This is a genomic window from Massilia consociata, assembly GCF_042432755.1.
GTDB lineage: Bacteria > Pseudomonadota > Gammaproteobacteria > Burkholderiales > Burkholderiaceae_D > Telluria > Telluria consociata.
Genome location: NZ_JBHLWP010000031.1, coordinates 1 through 15,412 on the forward strand (window position 1 = coordinate 1; position 15,412 = coordinate 15,412).

General features: G+C 66.4%; 14 protein-coding genes, 2 rRNA genes and 1 riboswitch. Of the genes, 13 read left to right on the top strand and 3 right to left on the bottom strand.

The window, feature by feature from the left end; translation table 11 throughout:
• Positions 1 to 409: 409 nt before the first annotated feature.
• The 13 genes from cobT to ACFFJK_RS22040 all read left to right on the top strand — a co-directional run bounded on the left by cobT (position 410) and on the right by ACFFJK_RS22040 (position 13,528).
• The gene (gene cobT / locus ACFFJK_RS21980; RefSeq protein ID WP_379681797.1) at positions 410 to 1,444 is read left to right on the top strand and encodes a nicotinate-nucleotide--dimethylbenzimidazole phosphoribosyltransferase; all 1,035 of its coding nucleotides are present in this window, start codon (positions 410 to 412) and stop codon (positions 1,442 to 1,444) included.
• 2 nt (positions 1,445 to 1,446) lie between these two features.
• The gene (locus ACFFJK_RS21985; protein WP_379681798.1) at positions 1,447 to 2,226 is read left to right on the top strand and encodes an adenosylcobinamide-GDP ribazoletransferase; all 780 of its coding nucleotides are present in this window, start codon (positions 1,447 to 1,449) and stop codon (positions 2,224 to 2,226) included.
• Positions 2,227 to 2,228: 2 nt separating this feature from the next.
• Positions 2,229 to 2,771 (top strand): histidine phosphatase family protein, encoded by a 543-nt coding sequence (locus ACFFJK_RS21990; protein ID WP_379681799.1) that lies wholly within the window; start codon positions 2,229 to 2,231, stop codon positions 2,769 to 2,771.
• Between the two features lie 32 nt (positions 2,772 to 2,803).
• A riboswitch (cobalamin riboswitch) is annotated at positions 2,804 to 3,030 on the top strand.
• A gap of 70 nt (positions 3,031 to 3,100) precedes the next feature.
• The gene (locus tag ACFFJK_RS21995) at positions 3,101 to 4,942 is read left to right on the top strand and encodes a TonB-dependent receptor domain-containing protein (RefSeq protein WP_379681800.1); all 1,842 of its coding nucleotides are present in this window, start codon (positions 3,101 to 3,103) and stop codon (positions 4,940 to 4,942) included.
• Between the two features lie 26 nt (positions 4,943 to 4,968).
• Positions 4,969 to 6,006: a FecCD family ABC transporter permease gene (locus tag ACFFJK_RS22000; protein ID WP_379681801.1), complete on the top strand. Its 1,038-nt coding sequence runs from the start codon at positions 4,969 to 4,971 to the stop codon at positions 6,004 to 6,006.
• A gap of 1 nt (position 6,007) precedes the next feature.
• Positions 6,008 to 6,781: an ABC transporter ATP-binding protein gene (locus tag ACFFJK_RS22005; RefSeq protein ID WP_379681802.1), complete on the top strand. Its 774-nt coding sequence runs from the start codon at positions 6,008 to 6,010 to the stop codon at positions 6,779 to 6,781.
• A 5-nt stretch (positions 6,782 to 6,786) separates the two neighbouring features.
• Positions 6,787 to 7,413, top strand: a complete 627-nt coding sequence (gene cobO / locus ACFFJK_RS22010; protein WP_379681803.1) for a cob(I)yrinic acid a,c-diamide adenosyltransferase — start codon at positions 6,787 to 6,789, stop codon at positions 7,411 to 7,413.
• A 1-nt stretch (position 7,414) separates the two neighbouring features.
• On the top strand, positions 7,415 to 8,716 hold the full coding sequence (locus tag ACFFJK_RS22015) for a cobyrinic acid a,c-diamide synthase CobB (protein WP_379681804.1): 1,302 nt from the start codon (positions 7,415 to 7,417) through the stop codon (positions 8,714 to 8,716).
• Entirely contained in the window at positions 8,713 to 9,285 is a 573-nt protein-coding gene (gene cobU, locus ACFFJK_RS22020; RefSeq protein ID WP_379681805.1) for a bifunctional adenosylcobinamide kinase/adenosylcobinamide-phosphate guanylyltransferase, read from the top strand. The genes ACFFJK_RS22015 and cobU overlap by 4 nt, the downstream gene beginning before the upstream one ends.
• A complete protein-coding gene (gene cbiB / locus ACFFJK_RS22025) occupies positions 9,279 to 10,229 on the top strand; it encodes an adenosylcobinamide-phosphate synthase CbiB (protein ID WP_379681806.1) in 951 nt (316 codons plus the stop codon). The genes cobU and cbiB overlap by 7 nt, the downstream gene beginning before the upstream one ends.
• On the top strand, positions 10,222 to 11,202 hold the full coding sequence (gene cobD, locus ACFFJK_RS22030) for a threonine-phosphate decarboxylase CobD (protein WP_379681807.1): 981 nt from the start codon (positions 10,222 to 10,224) through the stop codon (positions 11,200 to 11,202). The genes cbiB and cobD overlap by 8 nt, the downstream gene beginning before the upstream one ends.
• On the top strand, positions 11,199 to 12,068 hold the full coding sequence (locus ACFFJK_RS22035) for a cobalamin-binding protein (protein WP_379681808.1): 870 nt from the start codon (positions 11,199 to 11,201) through the stop codon (positions 12,066 to 12,068). Before cobD ends, ACFFJK_RS22035 begins: the two co-directional genes overlap by 4 nt.
• On the top strand, positions 12,065 to 13,528 hold the full coding sequence (locus tag ACFFJK_RS22040; protein ID WP_379681809.1) for a cobyric acid synthase: 1,464 nt from the start codon (positions 12,065 to 12,067) through the stop codon (positions 13,526 to 13,528). The genes ACFFJK_RS22035 and ACFFJK_RS22040 overlap by 4 nt, the downstream gene beginning before the upstream one ends.
• Here ACFFJK_RS22040 and ACFFJK_RS22045 read toward each other — a convergent pair whose 3' ends face one another.
• The 3 genes from ACFFJK_RS22045 to ACFFJK_RS22055 all read right to left on the bottom strand — a co-directional run.
• Positions 13,529 to 14,878, bottom strand: a complete 1,350-nt coding sequence (locus tag ACFFJK_RS22045; protein ID WP_379681810.1) for a metallophosphoesterase family protein — start codon at positions 14,876 to 14,878, stop codon at positions 13,529 to 13,531.
• A gap of 199 nt (positions 14,879 to 15,077) precedes the next feature.
• Positions 15,078 to 15,190: ribosomal RNA gene (gene rrf, locus ACFFJK_RS22050) — 5S ribosomal RNA — on the bottom strand.
• Positions 15,191 to 15,325: 135 nt separating this feature from the next.
• Positions 15,326 to 15,412 (bottom strand): 23S ribosomal RNA (locus ACFFJK_RS22055); the annotation flags it as partial.

Below are 15,412 nucleotides of genomic sequence, written 5' to 3' on the forward strand. Positions count from 1 at the left end.
TGCCGGTTTCGAAATCGATCCACTGGATCGATTTCGCTCACTCAAAATACTGACCGTCACTCATTGCTGAGCAACGTATTTCTTTTTTGTGAACATTTGATAATTTAAGTATGCAGCTGACCTAAGTCAGCCGGCACCTTCATCAAACGCCCACACTTATCGACTGTTGATTGTTAAAGATCGGTTTCTTGCACCTTGCTGTATCTAACGAAGCGTTGTGTTCGTCAGCAGCAGAGAAGTGATATTATGCAGTGTTTCGCGCTTCTCGTCAACTCCCTCTTTTCCTTCGCTTCGCTGCTTTGACAGCTGCGCCGGCGTCGGAGAAACGAAACTATAGCAAACCGCGAACCGGCTTGCAACGCCTGTGGCTATGCTATCGTCGCGTTTTTCCTACCTTATCTTTTCCACAATGCACATTCCTTCGATTGCACCGACCAATGACGCCGCACTGTCCAGGCTGCTTGCCGATGCCATCAATAACAAAACGAAACCGCTCGGCAGCCTTGGGCGATTGGAGACGCTGGCCGCACAGCTTGGATTGATCCAACAATCGACCAGGGTGGCAATCGACCAGCCTGCCATCCTGGTGTTCGCGGGCGATCACGGTATCGTCGCGGAAGGCGTGTCGGCCTATCCGCAGGACGTCACCTGGCAGATGGTGGAGAACTTCCTGGCGGACGGGGCGGCCATTAATGTATTCGCCCGCCAGAACGGGTGCGCGCTGCATGTCGTCGACGCCGGCGTCAACCATGACTTCGGCCGGCGCGCCGGCCTGCTCGACCGCAAGGTCGGTCCCGGCACCCGCAATTTCGCGCATCAGCCGGCGATGTCACGGCAGGAGTTGGGCACGGCACTGGAACACGGCATGGCCCTGGTGCGCGACCTGCCGGGCAACGTCGTTGGCTTCGGGGAGATGGGAATCGGGAACACCACCGCGGCGGCGGCCCTCATGCACAAATTGACAGGCCTGCCGCTGTCCCGGTGCGTGGGTGCAGGCACCGGCCTGTCGGCTGAGGGTATCCTGCGCAAGGAGCAGGTCGTCGCGGCCGCCGTCGAGCACCACGTGGGCGTCGTGGAGCCGCTCGACGTGCTGGCCACCTTCGGCGGCTTCGAAATCGCGATGATGACGGGCGCGATGCTCAAGGCGGCCGAACTGCGCAAGGTGCTGCTGATCGACGGCTTCATCGTGACCAGCGCCCTGCTGGTCGCCGCACGCCTGCAGCCGGCCATCCTCGACTACTGCGTGTTCGCGCATTGTTCGGACGAAAACGGCCACCGTCTGATGCTCGAGGCGCTGGGCGCGCAACCCCTGCTGCACCTCGGCCTGCGCCTGGGCGAAGGCACCGGCAGCGCGCTCGCCCTGCCGCTGCTGCATGCGGCGGCAAACTTCCTGGGCGAGATGGCGACCTTCGCCTCGGCCCAGGTCAGCACGGCGTCCGAATAAGCATGCACCAGCTGCGCCTGTTCTTCATTGCGGTCCAGTTCTTCACCCGCCTGCCGATCCCGCGCTGGGTCGGCTTCGAGGCGGACTGGCTGCACCACGCCTCGCGCTACTTTCCGCTCGTCGGCCTCGTGGTCGGCATGATCGGCGCCGCGGTCTACGCGGCTGCCGCAACGGTCCTGCCGGTACCCGTCGCGGCCGTACTGTCCACCGCCGCCACGATCTACGCCACCGGGGCCTTCCACGAAGACGGCTTCGCGGATACCTGCGATGGCCTCGGCGGTGGCATGACGCGTGAACGCGTGCTCGAGATCATGAAGGATTCGCGCGTGGGCGCATACGGCGCGATCGGCGTGGTATGCATGCTGGGAGCGAAGATCACCGCGCTCGCCATGCTGCCGCCCGCTGGCGCCATCGCCGCCCTGCTGCTTGCCCATCCAATGTCGCGACTTGCGGCGACCTCGCTCATCTGGCGCATGGAGTACGTGCGTGCCGAGGGTAAAGCGAAACCGCTGGCCCAGCGCATGAGCACGATGGAATTCGGGATCGCCGCGCTCACGGTCGCGCTCACGGTAAGCGTGCTGGCCGCAAGCGGGGCGCTCGGCCTGTCCAGCCTCGCCGCCGCACTGCTGGCCTGCGCCATCTCCGCGTGGTGGCTTGCCCACAAGTTCAGCGTGCGCCTCGGTGGCTATACCGGCGACTGCCTCGGCGCCGTGCAGCAGCTGTCCGAAGTGGCGATCTACGTGGCGGTCCTGGCAACGCTCGGCCACGGTGCGTTGGCGTAAGCATGCGGCTCTGCCTCGTCCGCCATCCGCAACCCGATGTTGGTCCCGGCATCTGCTATGGCAGGACCGATCTCAGCGTATCCGCCACGGCCACCGCACAGGTTGCGGCAAGCCTGCGCGCGGCGGGCCTGCCCGGCGAGCTGCCTGTCTTTGCCAGCCCGCTCGAACGGTGCACCGGCCTGGCTGCGCAGCTCGGCCCACCGGTCGAACGCGATGCCCGCCTGGCCGAGATGGACTTCGGCGCCTGGGAGATGCGTCCATGGAGCGAGATACCGCGCGCCGACGTCGACGCCTGGACGGCCGACCTCCTCCATTACCGTCCGGGCGGCGGCGAAAACGTGCTCGATGTCGCACGGCGCGTCGCCGCCTTCCGCGATGAACTGCTGCGCTCCGGCCATGCCGGCGCCCTCCTCGTCTGCCACGCCGGCACCATCCGGATCATGGCGGCGCTCCATGCCGGTGGAACCCTTGAACAGGCCGCGCTACGTGCCGCATCAAGCCCGCACCGTATCGCGTACGGTGAAGTCATCGAGCTGAAAGAATGACAATGCCGCGACACCGAACGCGCGTCTCTACCGTATAATGGCGCCGTTTTGGTGCTCGCGCCTGTGTCCACAGGCGCAGTTAAACGGGAAACACGAAGCCCTACATAGGCCAACGTGTGCTGCCCCCGCAACGGTAAGCAAGTACCGCATTGAAGGATGATGCGGCAAACCGTCTTCCACGACCACTGTGCGCTTCGCATGGGAAGGTCCGACGGCCACACTTGCCAGCCCGGATACCGGCCAAAAGGTGGAAGCGTGCCAACAAGGCGCTTCTGTTCAATCTGGCTGACGGGGACGTCGGCTGGTTGTCCTTGATGTGAAAACTGTTCATGAACCTTCCTGTAACACGGCAAGCGGCCGCGCCTGCGCTCGCACTCGCCGTCCTGTCGTCTTTCGTTTCGTCCGCCTTTGCCCAATCCGCCGATACGGTGCTCGTGACCGCCAACCGCATGCCCCAGCGTGCGCTTGATGTCATCGCCGACACCACCGTCATTCATGCCGAGGAAATCTCCCGCTCCGGCGCCGGCTCGGTGGCCGACGTGCTGCAGCGCCAGCGTGGCATCGAGATCGCCCGCAATGGCAGCGCCGGCGCCTCCACCAGCGTGTACCTGCGCGGCGCCAACAGCAACCAGGTCGTGGTCCTGCTCGACGGCGTGCGCATCGGCTCGGCCACCAGCGGGGCCGCCGCATGGAACGCCGTACCGCTCGGGACCATCGAGCGCATCGAGATCGTCTACGGCCCGCTCAGTACCCTGTACGGCGCCGATGCGATCGGCGGCGTGATCCAGATCTTCACGCGCAAGGGCGAAGGCGGCCCGGCCCTCGGCGCCTCGGCAGGCCTAGGCAGCAACGCAACGCGCCAGCTCGACGCCAGCGTGCATGGCGCAGGCAGCGGCGTGCGCTATGTCTTCAGCGCCGGCCACGAAGAATCGGACGGCTTCTCCGCCACGCGTCCGGGCGCTTTCGGCTACAACCCGGACAAGGACGGCTACCGCCGCCGCAACGCCAACGGCCAGCTGTCGCTCGCCCTGGCCCCGGGCCATGAGGTCGGCGCCCAGTTCCTGCACAGCGACCTGCGCGCGCAGTACGACAGCGGCCCCGGCCCCTACGACGTGCACAACGAACAGGATTTGAACACCGCCGCCGTCTACGTCAGCAGCCAATTCCTGCCCAACTGGCGCAGCACGGTGCAGTACGCACGCTCCGACGACAAGCTGGGCAGCTTCACCAGCGCCGCCGCCTCCGGCGCCAGCCAGATCGATACGCAGCAGGATGAACTGACCTGGCAGAACACCATTGCCCTCGGCCCCGATACCTTGCAGGTGCTCTACGCCCACCGCAAGGAAGACGTCGCGTCGAGCTCCAGCGCGGCGCTGACGCGTGCCCGCATCACCAATGCGTACGCGGCCGCCTACTCGGCCAGGCGCGGCAGCCACCTGGTCGATGTCAGCGCCCGCCACGACCGTTCGGTCTACGGCAACAAGAATACCGGCGCCGCCGGCTACGGCTACAACTTCGGCAACGGCTGGCGCGCCACCGCCAGTGTCGGCACCAGCTTCCGCGCCCCCACCTTCAACGAACTGTACTTCCCGGGCTATGGCTTGCCCACCAACCGGCCCGAGAAAGGCCGCAACCATGAAGCCGGGCTGCGCTACGACGCCGGCCCGGTGCAGTTCGACGCCACGGTTTTCCGCAACCGCCTCACGGACATGATCGTCAACGCCAACCCATGCCCGGGCCGCACCGGCAGCTGTGCGTATAACGTCAACCAGGCCACCCTCGAAGGCCTGAGCCTGTCGGCCGAGACGCGCATGGCCGGCATCAGCCTGCGCGGCAGCCTGGACTGGCAGGACCCGAAGGACGAGACGACCGGCAGGCAACTGGCGCGCCGCGCAAGGAAACACGCCAGCTTCATGGCCGATTACACCGTGGGTACCGTGAAGGCCGGTGCGGAACTGCTGCTGTCCGGCGAACGCTTCGACGACGCCGCCAACCAGCGCCGCCTGGGCGGCTACGGCCTGCTCAACCTGTACACTAGCTGGCAGGTCACGCCCGACGTGTCGCTGCTGGTCCGTGTCAACAACGCCGCCGACAAACAGTACGAACTGGCGCGCAATTACGGGACGAGCGGACGCACCTGGTTCGCCGCCCTGCGCTACGGCCTTCGCTGACCGCGCGCAACGCAACAAGGAGACGCATGCATCACCCTGCCCTTCCGGTCTGGATCCATCCTCCGCGCCAGCGCGCCCTGCTCGTCATCGGCACGCTGCTGCTGTGCGCCGTCGCAAGCCTGCTGTTCGCCGGGATGACCGGATCGATCGCGGTGCCGCTGGCCGACGTGCCGGATGCGCTGCGCCGGCTGGCGCAGGGCGAAGCCGGTACGCTCGCCGCATCGCTGATCGAGCTGCGTGCCAGCCGTGCGCTGACGGCCTTCGTCACCGGTGGCGCGCTCGCCCTGGCCGGCGTGATGATGCAGGCGCTCCTGCGCAATCCGCTTGCCGACCCGTACGTACTGGGCATCTCGGCCGGCGCCTCGGTCGGCGCCCTGCTCGCGCTGCTGCTCATGGCGGCATCCATCGTGGTGGACATGGCTGCGCTCGGCGGGGCGGTGGCGGTTTCGATGTTGCTCTACCTGCTGGCCCGGCGCGACCTGCGCGGCGGGCTGGCGGCCGAGGGCGGCACTTCGATGCTGCTGCTCACCGGCGTGATCCTGTCGTCCGCCTGCATGGCCCTGGTGACGCTGATGCTCTCGATCGCACCGGAAGGACGCTTGCGCAGCATGATCTTCTGGATGATCGGCGACCTGGCCGGCGCACCGCTGCGCTTGGCGCCGTGGCTGGTGCTCGGCGCCGCCCTGCTGTATGCCTTGCGCAATGCCCGCGCCATGAACGTGGTCGCACTGCATGCGGAAAGCGCCGCCACGCTCGGCATCCGCGTCGGCAGCCTGCGCAAGGGCCTGTTTTTTGTGTCCGGCGTGCTCACTGCCAGCGCGGTGACCAGCGCCGGCTCGGTCGGCTTTGTCGGCCTGATCGTCCCGCATGCCTGCCGCTTCGCCTTTGGCCCCGACCACCGGGTGCTGATTCCGGCGGCGGTGCTGGCCGGCGGCAGCTTCCTGGTGCTGTGTGACACCCTGGCCCGCACCGTCATCGCGCCGCAGCAGCTGCCGGTCGGGGCGATCACCGCCATCATCGGCGCTCCGGTATTCCTCTACCAGCTGCACCGCCTGCGGAGGTGACATGATCCAGACCGAACGACTCGACCTGAACATCGCCGGACGCACGCTGGTACGCCAGCTCGACTGGGCGGCCCGTCCCGGCGAATGCTGGAGCATCATCGGCCGCAACGGCGCCGGCAAGAGCACCCTGATGCGCACGCTGGCCGGACTGCACCGGCCGAGCGGCGGCGCCGTCCTCGTGCGCGGCCGCGCCCTCGACACGTGGGCGCCGGACGAACTGGCGCGCGAACGCGCCTTCCTGGCGCAGTCGCGCCACGATGCCTTTGCCTACAGCGTGATCGAAACCGTCCTGTCTGCGCGCCATCCCTACCACGCCAACCGCTACTGGGAAGGCAGCGACGACCACCAGGCGGCGATGAGTGCCCTCGAAGCGATGGAAGTGGCCGACCTGGCGGGCCGCGATGTGCGCACGCTGTCCGGTGGCGAGCGCCAGCGCGTGGCGATCGCCGCCCTGCTGGCCCAGGAGACCCCGCTCCTGCTGCTGGACGAGCCGGCCAACGCGCTCGACCTGGCGCACCAGGTGAGCGTCATGGGCCTGCTGGCCGGCCTGTGCCGTGAGCAGGGCAAGACCGTGGTCATGATCGGCCACGACCTGAACCTCGCCTACCGCATTTCCACCCATGCCCTGCTGTTGATGGGCGACGGCCGCTGGCAGGCCGGTCCGGTGGCGCAGACCATGCAGCCGGGGCTGCTGGGCGACTTCCTCGGCCACCCGATCGAGATGCTCGAACACGGCGGCCGCCGCATTTTCATTCCATTCGAGGCCACAGCATGAACGACATGAGCAATATGAGCGAAGACGAGATCTCGGCGCTGAACGAGCGCCACCGCCAGCGCATGGAGCGCAAGAAGGCGGTGATCGACGCCAAGATCGCGGCCGCCGACAAGGAAATCGGCATCATCATCGTCAATACCGGCAATGGCAAGGGCAAGAGCTCGAGCGCCTTCGGCATGGTCACGCGCGCCCTCGGCCATGGGATGAAGGTCGGCGTGGTCCAGTTCATCAAGGGCGCCATGTCGACCGGCGAAGAGAAATTCCTGCGCCGCTTCCCGGACGAGGTCAGCTTCCACGCCATGGGCGAAGGCTATACCTGGGAAACCCAAGACCGCGAGCGCGACATCGCCAAGGCAGCCCAGGCATGGGAACAGGCGAAACGCTTCCTGCAGGATCCGGCAATCGGCATGGTCGTGCTGGACGAGCTGAACATCGCACTGAAGTACCGCTACCTCGACGTGCACGCCGTCATCGCCGACCTGCTCGACCGGCCGGTCATGCAGCATGTGGTGGTGACCGGCCGCGCGGCGCCGCCCGAGCTGGTGGCGGTGGCCGATACGGTCACCGAGATGAACGTGGTCAAGCACGCCTTCAAGGCAGGCATCGCGGCGCAGGCCGGGACGGAGTGGTGAGATGAACCGGGATGCAGGCGCCCGCGCCATACTGGTTGCGGCGATGGCATCGGGCCAGGGCAAGACCACCGTCACCGCGGCCCTTGCGCGCAAGCTGGTGCGCCAGGGCCTGCGCGTGCGGGTCTTCAAGTGCGGGCCGGACTTCATCGATCCGATGCTGCTCGAACGCGCTTCCGGCGCGCCGGTCCATACGCTCGACCTGTGGATGGTGGGCCTCGACGAATGCCGGCGCCGCCTGCACGATGCGGCGCGCGAAACCGATGCGATCCTGGTCGAGGGCGTGATGGGCCTGTACGACGGCTCGCCCTCTGCGGCCGACCTGGCGCGCGCGTTCGACATTCCCGTGCTGGCCGTGATCGATGCGTCGGCCATGGCGCAGACTGCGGGCGCGGTGGCCCGGGGCCTGCGCGACTATGGTCCGGTGGCGCTGGCCGGCGTGGTCGCCAACCGCATCGCCAGCGAAGGGCATGCCAATATGGTGGCGGCCTCGCTGCGCGACATCCCGCTCGTCGGCTGGCTGCCGCGCCAGGACACGCCGCTGCCGGAACGCCACCTCGGCCTGGTCCTGCCCGGCGAAGTCGACGGCCTGGAAGACCTGCTCGACAGGCTGGCCGACGCGCTGCATTTCAACGAACAAGCGTGGGAGGCACTGCCGCTCATGAGCCAGTCGGCAGCGGAATGGCCGGATGTCCCTCCTCTGCTGCAAGGACGAACCATCGCCATCGCACGCGATGTGGCTTTCTGTTTCCTCTACCCGGCCAATCTCGACGTTCTACAAAAAATGGGCGCGCGGCTGCGCTATTTCTCGCCCGTGGCGGACGAAGCGGTACCGCCGGACGCCGACGCCGTCTTCCTGCCCGGCGGCTATCCGGAACTGCACTGTGCCGCGCTGGCGAACGCCGGCCATTGGCAAGCGTCGGTCCGGGCGGCGCATGCGCATGGCCTGCCGATCGTTGCCGAATGCGGCGGCATGATGGCGCTCGTCGACGGCCTCACCGACAAGGACGGCAGGCGCTGGCCGATGGCCGGCCTGCTGCCGGGCGAAGTCCTGATGCAGTCGCGCCTTGCCGGGCTGGGGGCGCAAGCGATGCCGACGCCGCAGGGACCGCTGCGCGGACACACCTTCCACTATTCCAGGCTCGAGACCACGACGCCGCCGCAGGAGCATACCGTCAAGACTAGCACCGGTACCCAGGGCGAAGCGGTGTTCCGCATCGGATCGCTGACCGCGTCCTACTTCCACAGTTATTTCCCATCCAATCCGCCTGCCGCGGCCGCACTGTTCGGTGGAGGTCCGGCATGACGTGTACCCTCGTCTTCGGCGGGGCACGCTCGGGCAAGAGCGCCTATGCCGAGCAATTCGCCGAACGGGTCGCTGCCGAGGCCGGAAAGGACGTGGTCTACGTCGCCACCTCGCGCGGCGGCGATGCCGAGATGGCCGCGCGCATCGCGCAGCACCGCGATCGCCGCCCCCGGCACTGGCAGACCGTGGAAGAGGAACTGGCCCTGGCGGCCGTCCTGCGCGCCTACTGCGCCCCGCACCGCCTGGTGCTGGTCGACTGCCTGACGCTGTGGCTGAGCAACCTGATGTTCTGCGACGGCCGCAGCTATCCCGATGTCGGCGAGGTGGCGCTGCCGCAGCGTTTCCATGACGAGCGTGCCGAGCTTCTGGAGCTGCTCGATGCCGGCACGGCGGGCGACGTCGTGTTCGTCTCCAACGAGGTCGGCATGGGGATCGTGCCCTGGGGCGCGGTGTCGCGCTGTTTTGCCGATGAAGCGGGCCGGCTGAACCAGGCAGTGGCGGCGCGCGCAGACCGTGCGGTATTCGTGGCGGCCGGGCTGCCGCTGATCCTGAAAGGCCAGGCATGCTGAGCGGCCTCTCGCTTCCCGAACTGGCTTGCCTGCTCGTCGCCGGCGTGCTGCTCGATCTCCTGCTCGGCGAACCGCGCCGCTGGCATCCGCTGGTCGGCTTCGGCAAGCTGGCCCAACACATCGAAGAGTGGCTGAACCGCGGCAAGCTGCTGATCGGCCGCGGCGTGCTGGCATGGATGCTTGCCGTGCTGCCCTTGAGCGTACTGGCCTGGCTGGCTGCGGACCACGCCGGCATCTGGCTGCACGCCTTCCTGCTGTATGCCTGCATCGGACTGCGCAGCTTGCGCGACCATACCGCGCCAATCGTGGATGCACTGCGCGCGGGCGACTTGCAAACGGCGCGCACGCGCACGTCCTGGATCGTCAGCCGCGATACGCAGCATGCGCTCGAACCGGACCTGGCCAAGGCGGGCGCCGAGTCGCTGCTGGAAAACGGAAACGATGCGGTGTTCGGTACCCTGTTCTGGTTCATGGTGCTGGGGGGCGCCGGCGCGGTGCTATTCCGGCTCGCGAATACGCTCGACGCCATGTGGGGCTACCGCAACACGCGCTTCAACCTGTTCGGTCGCGCGGCGGCGCGCATCGACGACGCGCTGAACTACCTGCCGGCGCGGCTCACCGCGATGTCGTATGTACTGCTGGCCGGACGCGCCCGCGGGCGCGCCTGGCAATGCTGGCGCCGGCAGGCACCGGCGTGGAGCAGCCCGAACGCAGGCCCAGTGATGGCCAGCGGCGCCGGCGCGCTCGGGGTGTCGCTCGGCGGCGCCGCGGTCTACGACGGACAGGTGGAACAACGCCCTCCGCTTGGCGAGGGGCCGGCGGCCACGGTCACCGACATCGTCCGCGCATGGCGGCTGGTCCTGCACACGACCATTCTCTGGCTCGGCGTGGCCGCGTTCCTCGCAGCGCTCATCGTCGTTCTGCAACGGGGGCCGCATGCTTGAACACGGCGGCAACCTGCGTGCGGCGGCGCAGCTGTATGGCCGGGACGACTGGGTCGACCTGTCCACCGGCATCAACCCGCACGCGTATCCCGTCCCGGCACTGCCCGCGAATGCCTGGCACCGGTTGCCGGAGCCCGATCCAGGATTGGTCGCAGCGGCATGCGCCTATTACGGCGCGCCCGACCTGCTGCCTGTCGCCGGAACGCAGGCGGCAATCCAGGCGCTTCCGCGCCTGCGCGGACCCTCGCGCGTGACCGTGTCGGCTCCATCGTATGCGGAACATGCGCACGCATGGAGCAAGCATGGACACACGCTGAGGCTGGCGTCCTATGCCGGGCTGGATGAGGCGATCGAGGACAGCGATGTCGTCGTCGTGGTCAATCCGAACAACCCGACCGGGGAAACCGTCGCGCCCGAACACCTGCTGGCCTGGGCCCGCCGCCTCGGTGCGCGTGGCGGGTGGCTGGTGGTCGACGAGGCATTCGGCGATACCTCCCCTTCGTTGAGCCTCGCTGCGCATGCGGCGCAGCCGGGACTCATCGTCCTGCGATCGGTCGGCAAGTTCTTCGGGCTTGCAGGCCTGAGACTGGGATTCGTTGGCGCCGAGCGGCCGACCCTGCATGCACTGGCCGACCTGCTCGGGCCATGGGCCGTGAGCGGCCCGGCCCAGGCGATTGCGCAGCAAGCGCTGCGCGATACGGCCTGGCAGCAGGACACCCAAGCGGCACTCGGTGCCGCCGGGCGCCGGATGCGCGCTCTGCTGCAGTCGCACGGCATCGCGGCGGCCGGCACGCCGCTATTTCACTGGTGGCCGGAAGTCCGGCCGGAAGCATTTCACACACACATGGCGCGCCGCGGCGTCTGGTGCCGGCTGTTTGCCGAGGCCGCGCGCGGCATCCGGATCGGCTTGCCGCCCGACGAAGCGGGTTGGCAGCGTCTCGAACGAGCACTTCAGGAGTGGAGCAATCGATGAAGGCAATGGTTTTACTGGTGGCGCTGCTGGCGGCGCAATCCGCCTGGGCGGTGACGGTGCGTGACGACGCGGGCAATGCGGTCACGCTAAACCAGCCGGCAATGCGGGTCATTTCGATGTCGCCGCACGTGACCGAGCTGCTGTTCGCCGCGGGCGGTGGCGACCGCATCGTCGGCACGGTCAGTTACAGCGACTATCCCGAAGCCGCCAAGAGCATCCCGCGCATCGGCTCGAACCGCGAGATCGACCTTGAACGCGTGATCGCGATGAAGCCGGATCTGGTGGTCGCATGGATGCACAACAACTCCGAACGCCAGATCGAGATGGTGCGCAGGCTGGGGGTCCCAGTATTCCTGAGCGATCCACAGACGCTCGAAAGCATTCCCGAGAAGGTCGGACGGTTGGGCCAGCTGATGGGCACGGAGCTTGTCGCGAACGCGGCAGCGGCCGAGCTGCGCCGGCAACTGGCCGGCCTGCGCAGCCGTTACGCAGGCCGCCCGACCGTGCGTACCTTCTACCAGGTATGGGACAAGCCGCTCTACACACTGAGCGGAAGGCACATCATCACCGATGCGTTGCGCCTGTGCGGCGGCGAGAACATCTTCGCCAAGCTGACGGTCACCGCGCCCATCGTGTCGGTGGAGAGCGTGCTGCAGGCCGACCCGGAAGCAATCATCGGCACCGCCGAGAAGAACTATGGCGGCGTCGCCTTGTGGAAGCCCTACGCCACCTTGACTGCCACGCGCAACGACAACCTGTTCACGGTCGACGGCGACCTGCTCAACCGCGCAGGACCGCGAATGATCGCCGGCACCGCCATCCTCTGCGAAAAACTCGAGCTGGCGCGCCGGCACCGCGTGAAATGAACGGCCTGCCCTTTACGACCCTGATGGTGCAGGGCACGACGTCCGATGCCGGCAAGAGCACCGTGGTCGCGGCCCTGTGCCGGCTGCTCAAGCGCCGCGGGATGCGCGTCGCGCCGTTCAAGCCGCAGAACATGGCGCTCAACAGCGCGGTGACGCGCGACGGCGGCGAGATCGGCCGCGCCCAGGCGCTGCAGGCGGCCGCTGCCGGCATCGAACCCCATACCGACATGAACCCGGTGCTGCTCAAGCCATCGAGCGATACCGGCGCCCAGGTCATCATCCACGGCCGGGTCCGGGCCGACATGAATGCGCGCGCTTACCATGAGTACAAGACGGTGGCGATGGCGGCGGTGCTGGAGTCGCACGCAAGGCTGGTGTCGCAGTACGGCACGGTCGTGGTCGAGGGCGCCGGCAGTCCGGCCGAGATCAACCTGCGCGACCGCGACATCGCCAACATGGGTTTTGCCGAAGCGGTGGACTGCCCGGTGATCCTGGTCGCGGACATCGACCGCGGCGGTGTCTTCGCACACATCGTCGGGACGCTGGCCTGCCTGTCGGATTCCGAACGGCGGCGCATCGTGGGCTTCGTCATCAACCGGTTCCGCGGCGACATCAAGCTGCTGGAACCGGGCCTTGCTTGGCTCGAGGAGAAGACCGGCAAGCCGGTGCTGGGTGTGCTGCCCTACCTGCACGGCATGCAGCTCGACGCCGAGGATGCGGTGCAGGCTGCGCAGTCGGGCAAGGGCCATTTCAGGGTCGTGGTCCCGAGCCTGCCGCGCATGAGCAACCACACCGACTTCGACGCGCTGCGCGCCCATCCGGACGTCGACCTGCGTTTCGTGCGCATAGGCGAGACTATTCCCGCAGCCGACCTGATCATCCTCCCGGGCAGCAAGAACACACGCGGCGACCTCGCATGGCTGCGGTCACAGGGCTGGCCCGCGCAGCTGGCGCATCACCTGCGCTACGGCGGCAAGGTGATCGGCATTTGCGGCGGCTTCCAGATGCTGGGACGCTCGGTAGCCGATCCGCTCGGGGTGGAAGGCCCTGCCGGGGCGTCGCCGGGGCTTGGCCTGCTCGACATCGATACCGAGCTGGCCAGGGAAAAGCGGCTGGCCCTGGTGAGTGGCCGCAGTACGCTGGCAGACGACGTCGACGTGCAGGTGCGCGGTTACGAGATCCACATGGGCGTGTCGGCAGGCCCGGCCATGGAGCGGCCGGCCTTCGTCATCGAAGGACGCGACGAAGGTGCGCGATCGGCGGACGGCCAAGTCCTGGGCACCTACCTGCATGGGCTGTTCGATCATCCGCAGGCCTGTGCAGCGCTGCTGCGCTGGGCGGGACTACAGAGCGGGCACCTTGTCGATACAGCGGCGCTGCGCGAGTCGAGCCTGGACCGGATCGCGGATGTGACGGAACCTGTGCTCGACCGTGTGCTGGCAGTGCTCGCGCAAAGCTGATCAGTACGGATCGGCGATGCGCGATAGCGCGAGATTCGACGTAACCAGACCCTGCAGCATCTTGATGTCGGACGCGGCGACCAGGCTGAACGCACGGGTCGTTCGGCGCTGCAGATTGTCGTCGAGCTGCCGGCTCACGCCGGTCGATACCACGACAGGTGCACCGTTGCGTATCAGTAGCGCTTCAGGCCTTGCGGTGTTGCTGTTGACATCGACGGCCCACACCGCACCGTCGTGAAATGGACGGACGCTGTCGACCAGCGTATGGCCGGCGACAATCGCATTGGCCCCGAAATGCGCGAGCACGCAGCTGACTTGCGTCGTCGTCGCACGCGTGTACCGCCGTTCGCCATCCTTGAAATAACCGCGGTATTGCGTCACGCCAGCAGGACCGAGCACGGCGTCGAGTTCCATCTTGTTAAGCATGTCCCCGGACCAGTAAGCGCGCATGGCGCCGTTGAGCTTGTGCACGGTCAGGCCCGCATCGGCGACCACAGGGTTGATGCCAGCGTGCGTGATGACGGTCTTCCCGCTTTTGATCACAACCGGCTGCAAGCGCAGCCATTGCCCGATCAGCGTATCGGGGCCGAATGCCTGCGCCTGGCCGCCCATCCGGACGAGCGCGTACAGATGATCGCGGTTGACCTCCAAAGTATTGCCGCGCAGCAGATTCTGCTCCTGGTTCCCGAGCAGAAGATGGACGCTGCCTCCGGCTTCCTGCGCCTGCAGACTGAGCCCATACAACCGCCACAACACCGCGAACGCGTCGCGCCCGCGACCGACCGCATCGCCGGCGATCACCAAGTGGTTACGGCCATAACTCCAGTTTCCAGCCTCATCCGCCACCTGGAGCGATGCCAGGCCGGCGCCGAGGAAGCGAACGTTACCTTCGATATTGCTGAGGATGAGCGTGTCGCCTGGTGTATCGAAGACAGGATTCGGTATCTCCGGATTGCGCGCAACTGGGTAGTGCCGGGTCTGCCCGGCACACTCGATTGCCAATACGCTCCCGCTACCGGCGAGGTGCTGTACTTCATCCTCGCAGAACCAGGTGGCATTCCAGCTACCATCCGCTTTTTTTCGGACGATGGGACCGTCGAGGAACCCGGGCATGCGTACCTCGTCACCGGTGCCGGCATAAGTATTGATGGCAGCGCTGACAGAACCAAGGGAAAGAAGAAGACGTTGATGGACGCCCGATGCCGTCAGCTCGATGCTCGAATTCGCCAATGCAATAGCGAACAGGAGCAGGAACAGCCATAGGGTGACCGCTAGGCTGCGAACGACGATGGTGCGCGTCTTTTTCATCACATCTTGCTTTTGATAAAGAAAACGAGCAGTGTAGCGCATCTGTATTTACAATTGGCTCGACGCAGGCGGGGCGGACCAATTCTATGCAGCGGGCGTAGCGGCGCAATGCATGACGCAGTTCGAGAGGGCCGGACAAGCTATAAGCCCCCGCAAGGAGCAAGGCTTGGTGTCGTCGATTCCCTGTGCCCAAAGCAAAAAACCCCACCAGGATCACCTGGTGGGGTTTTTCATATAACTAGCCTGACGATAACCTACTTTCACACTGGTTGCAGCACTATCATCGGCGCAAAGTCGTTTCACGGTCCTGTTCGGGATGGGAAGGGGTGGGACCGACTTGCTATGGTCATCAGGCTTTGACTTGTAAGAGAGTTGGCCAGTTGGCCAACATCCCTGCAATCCGGGAAGAAGTATGTTTTTGTTCTTGGGGTAATTCGTATCAACAAGCATGCGCTGTATTTCCTGACCTGGCATGACTGCCAAGGTTATAGGGACAAGCCGTACGGGCAATTAGTACTGGTTAGCTTAATGCATTACTGCACTTCCACACCCAGCCTATCAACGTCCTGGTCTCGA

Bases quoted from the DNA above. Each gene is read 5' to 3' on its own strand.
- ACFFJK_RS22015 (WP_379681804.1), top strand. From the start codon at position 7,415: ATGAACCGGGATGCAGGCGCCCGCGCCATACTGGTTGCGGCGATGGCA.
- cobO (WP_379681803.1), top strand. From the start codon at position 6,787: ATGAGCAATATGAGCGAAGACGAGATCTCGGCGCTGAACGAGCGCCAC.
- cobU (WP_379681805.1), top strand. From the start codon at position 8,713: ATGACGTGTACCCTCGTCTTCGGCGGGGCACGCTCGGGCAAGAGCGCC.
- ACFFJK_RS21995 (WP_379681800.1), top strand. From the start codon at position 3,101: ATGAACCTTCCTGTAACACGGCAAGCGGCCGCGCCTGCGCTCGCACTC.
- cobD (WP_379681807.1), top strand. From the start codon at position 10,222: ATGCTTGAACACGGCGGCAACCTGCGTGCGGCGGCGCAGCTGTATGGC.
- ACFFJK_RS22045 (WP_379681810.1), bottom strand. From the start codon at position 14,878: ATGCGCTACACTGCTCGTTTTCTTTATCAAAAGCAAGATGTGATGAAA.
- ACFFJK_RS21985 (WP_379681798.1), top strand. From the start codon at position 1,447: ATGCACCAGCTGCGCCTGTTCTTCATTGCGGTCCAGTTCTTCACCCGC.
- ACFFJK_RS22005 (WP_379681802.1), top strand. From the start codon at position 6,008: ATGATCCAGACCGAACGACTCGACCTGAACATCGCCGGACGCACGCTG.
- ACFFJK_RS22035 (WP_379681808.1), top strand. From the start codon at position 11,199: ATGAAGGCAATGGTTTTACTGGTGGCGCTGCTGGCGGCGCAATCCGCC.
- cobT (WP_379681797.1), top strand. From the start codon at position 410: ATGCACATTCCTTCGATTGCACCGACCAATGACGCCGCACTGTCCAGG.
- ACFFJK_RS22040 (WP_379681809.1), top strand. From the start codon at position 12,065: ATGAACGGCCTGCCCTTTACGACCCTGATGGTGCAGGGCACGACGTCC.
- ACFFJK_RS22000 (WP_379681801.1), top strand. From the start codon at position 4,969: ATGCATCACCCTGCCCTTCCGGTCTGGATCCATCCTCCGCGCCAGCGC.
- cbiB (WP_379681806.1), top strand. From the start codon at position 9,279: ATGCTGAGCGGCCTCTCGCTTCCCGAACTGGCTTGCCTGCTCGTCGCC.
- ACFFJK_RS21990 (WP_379681799.1), top strand. From the start codon at position 2,229: ATGCGGCTCTGCCTCGTCCGCCATCCGCAACCCGATGTTGGTCCCGGC.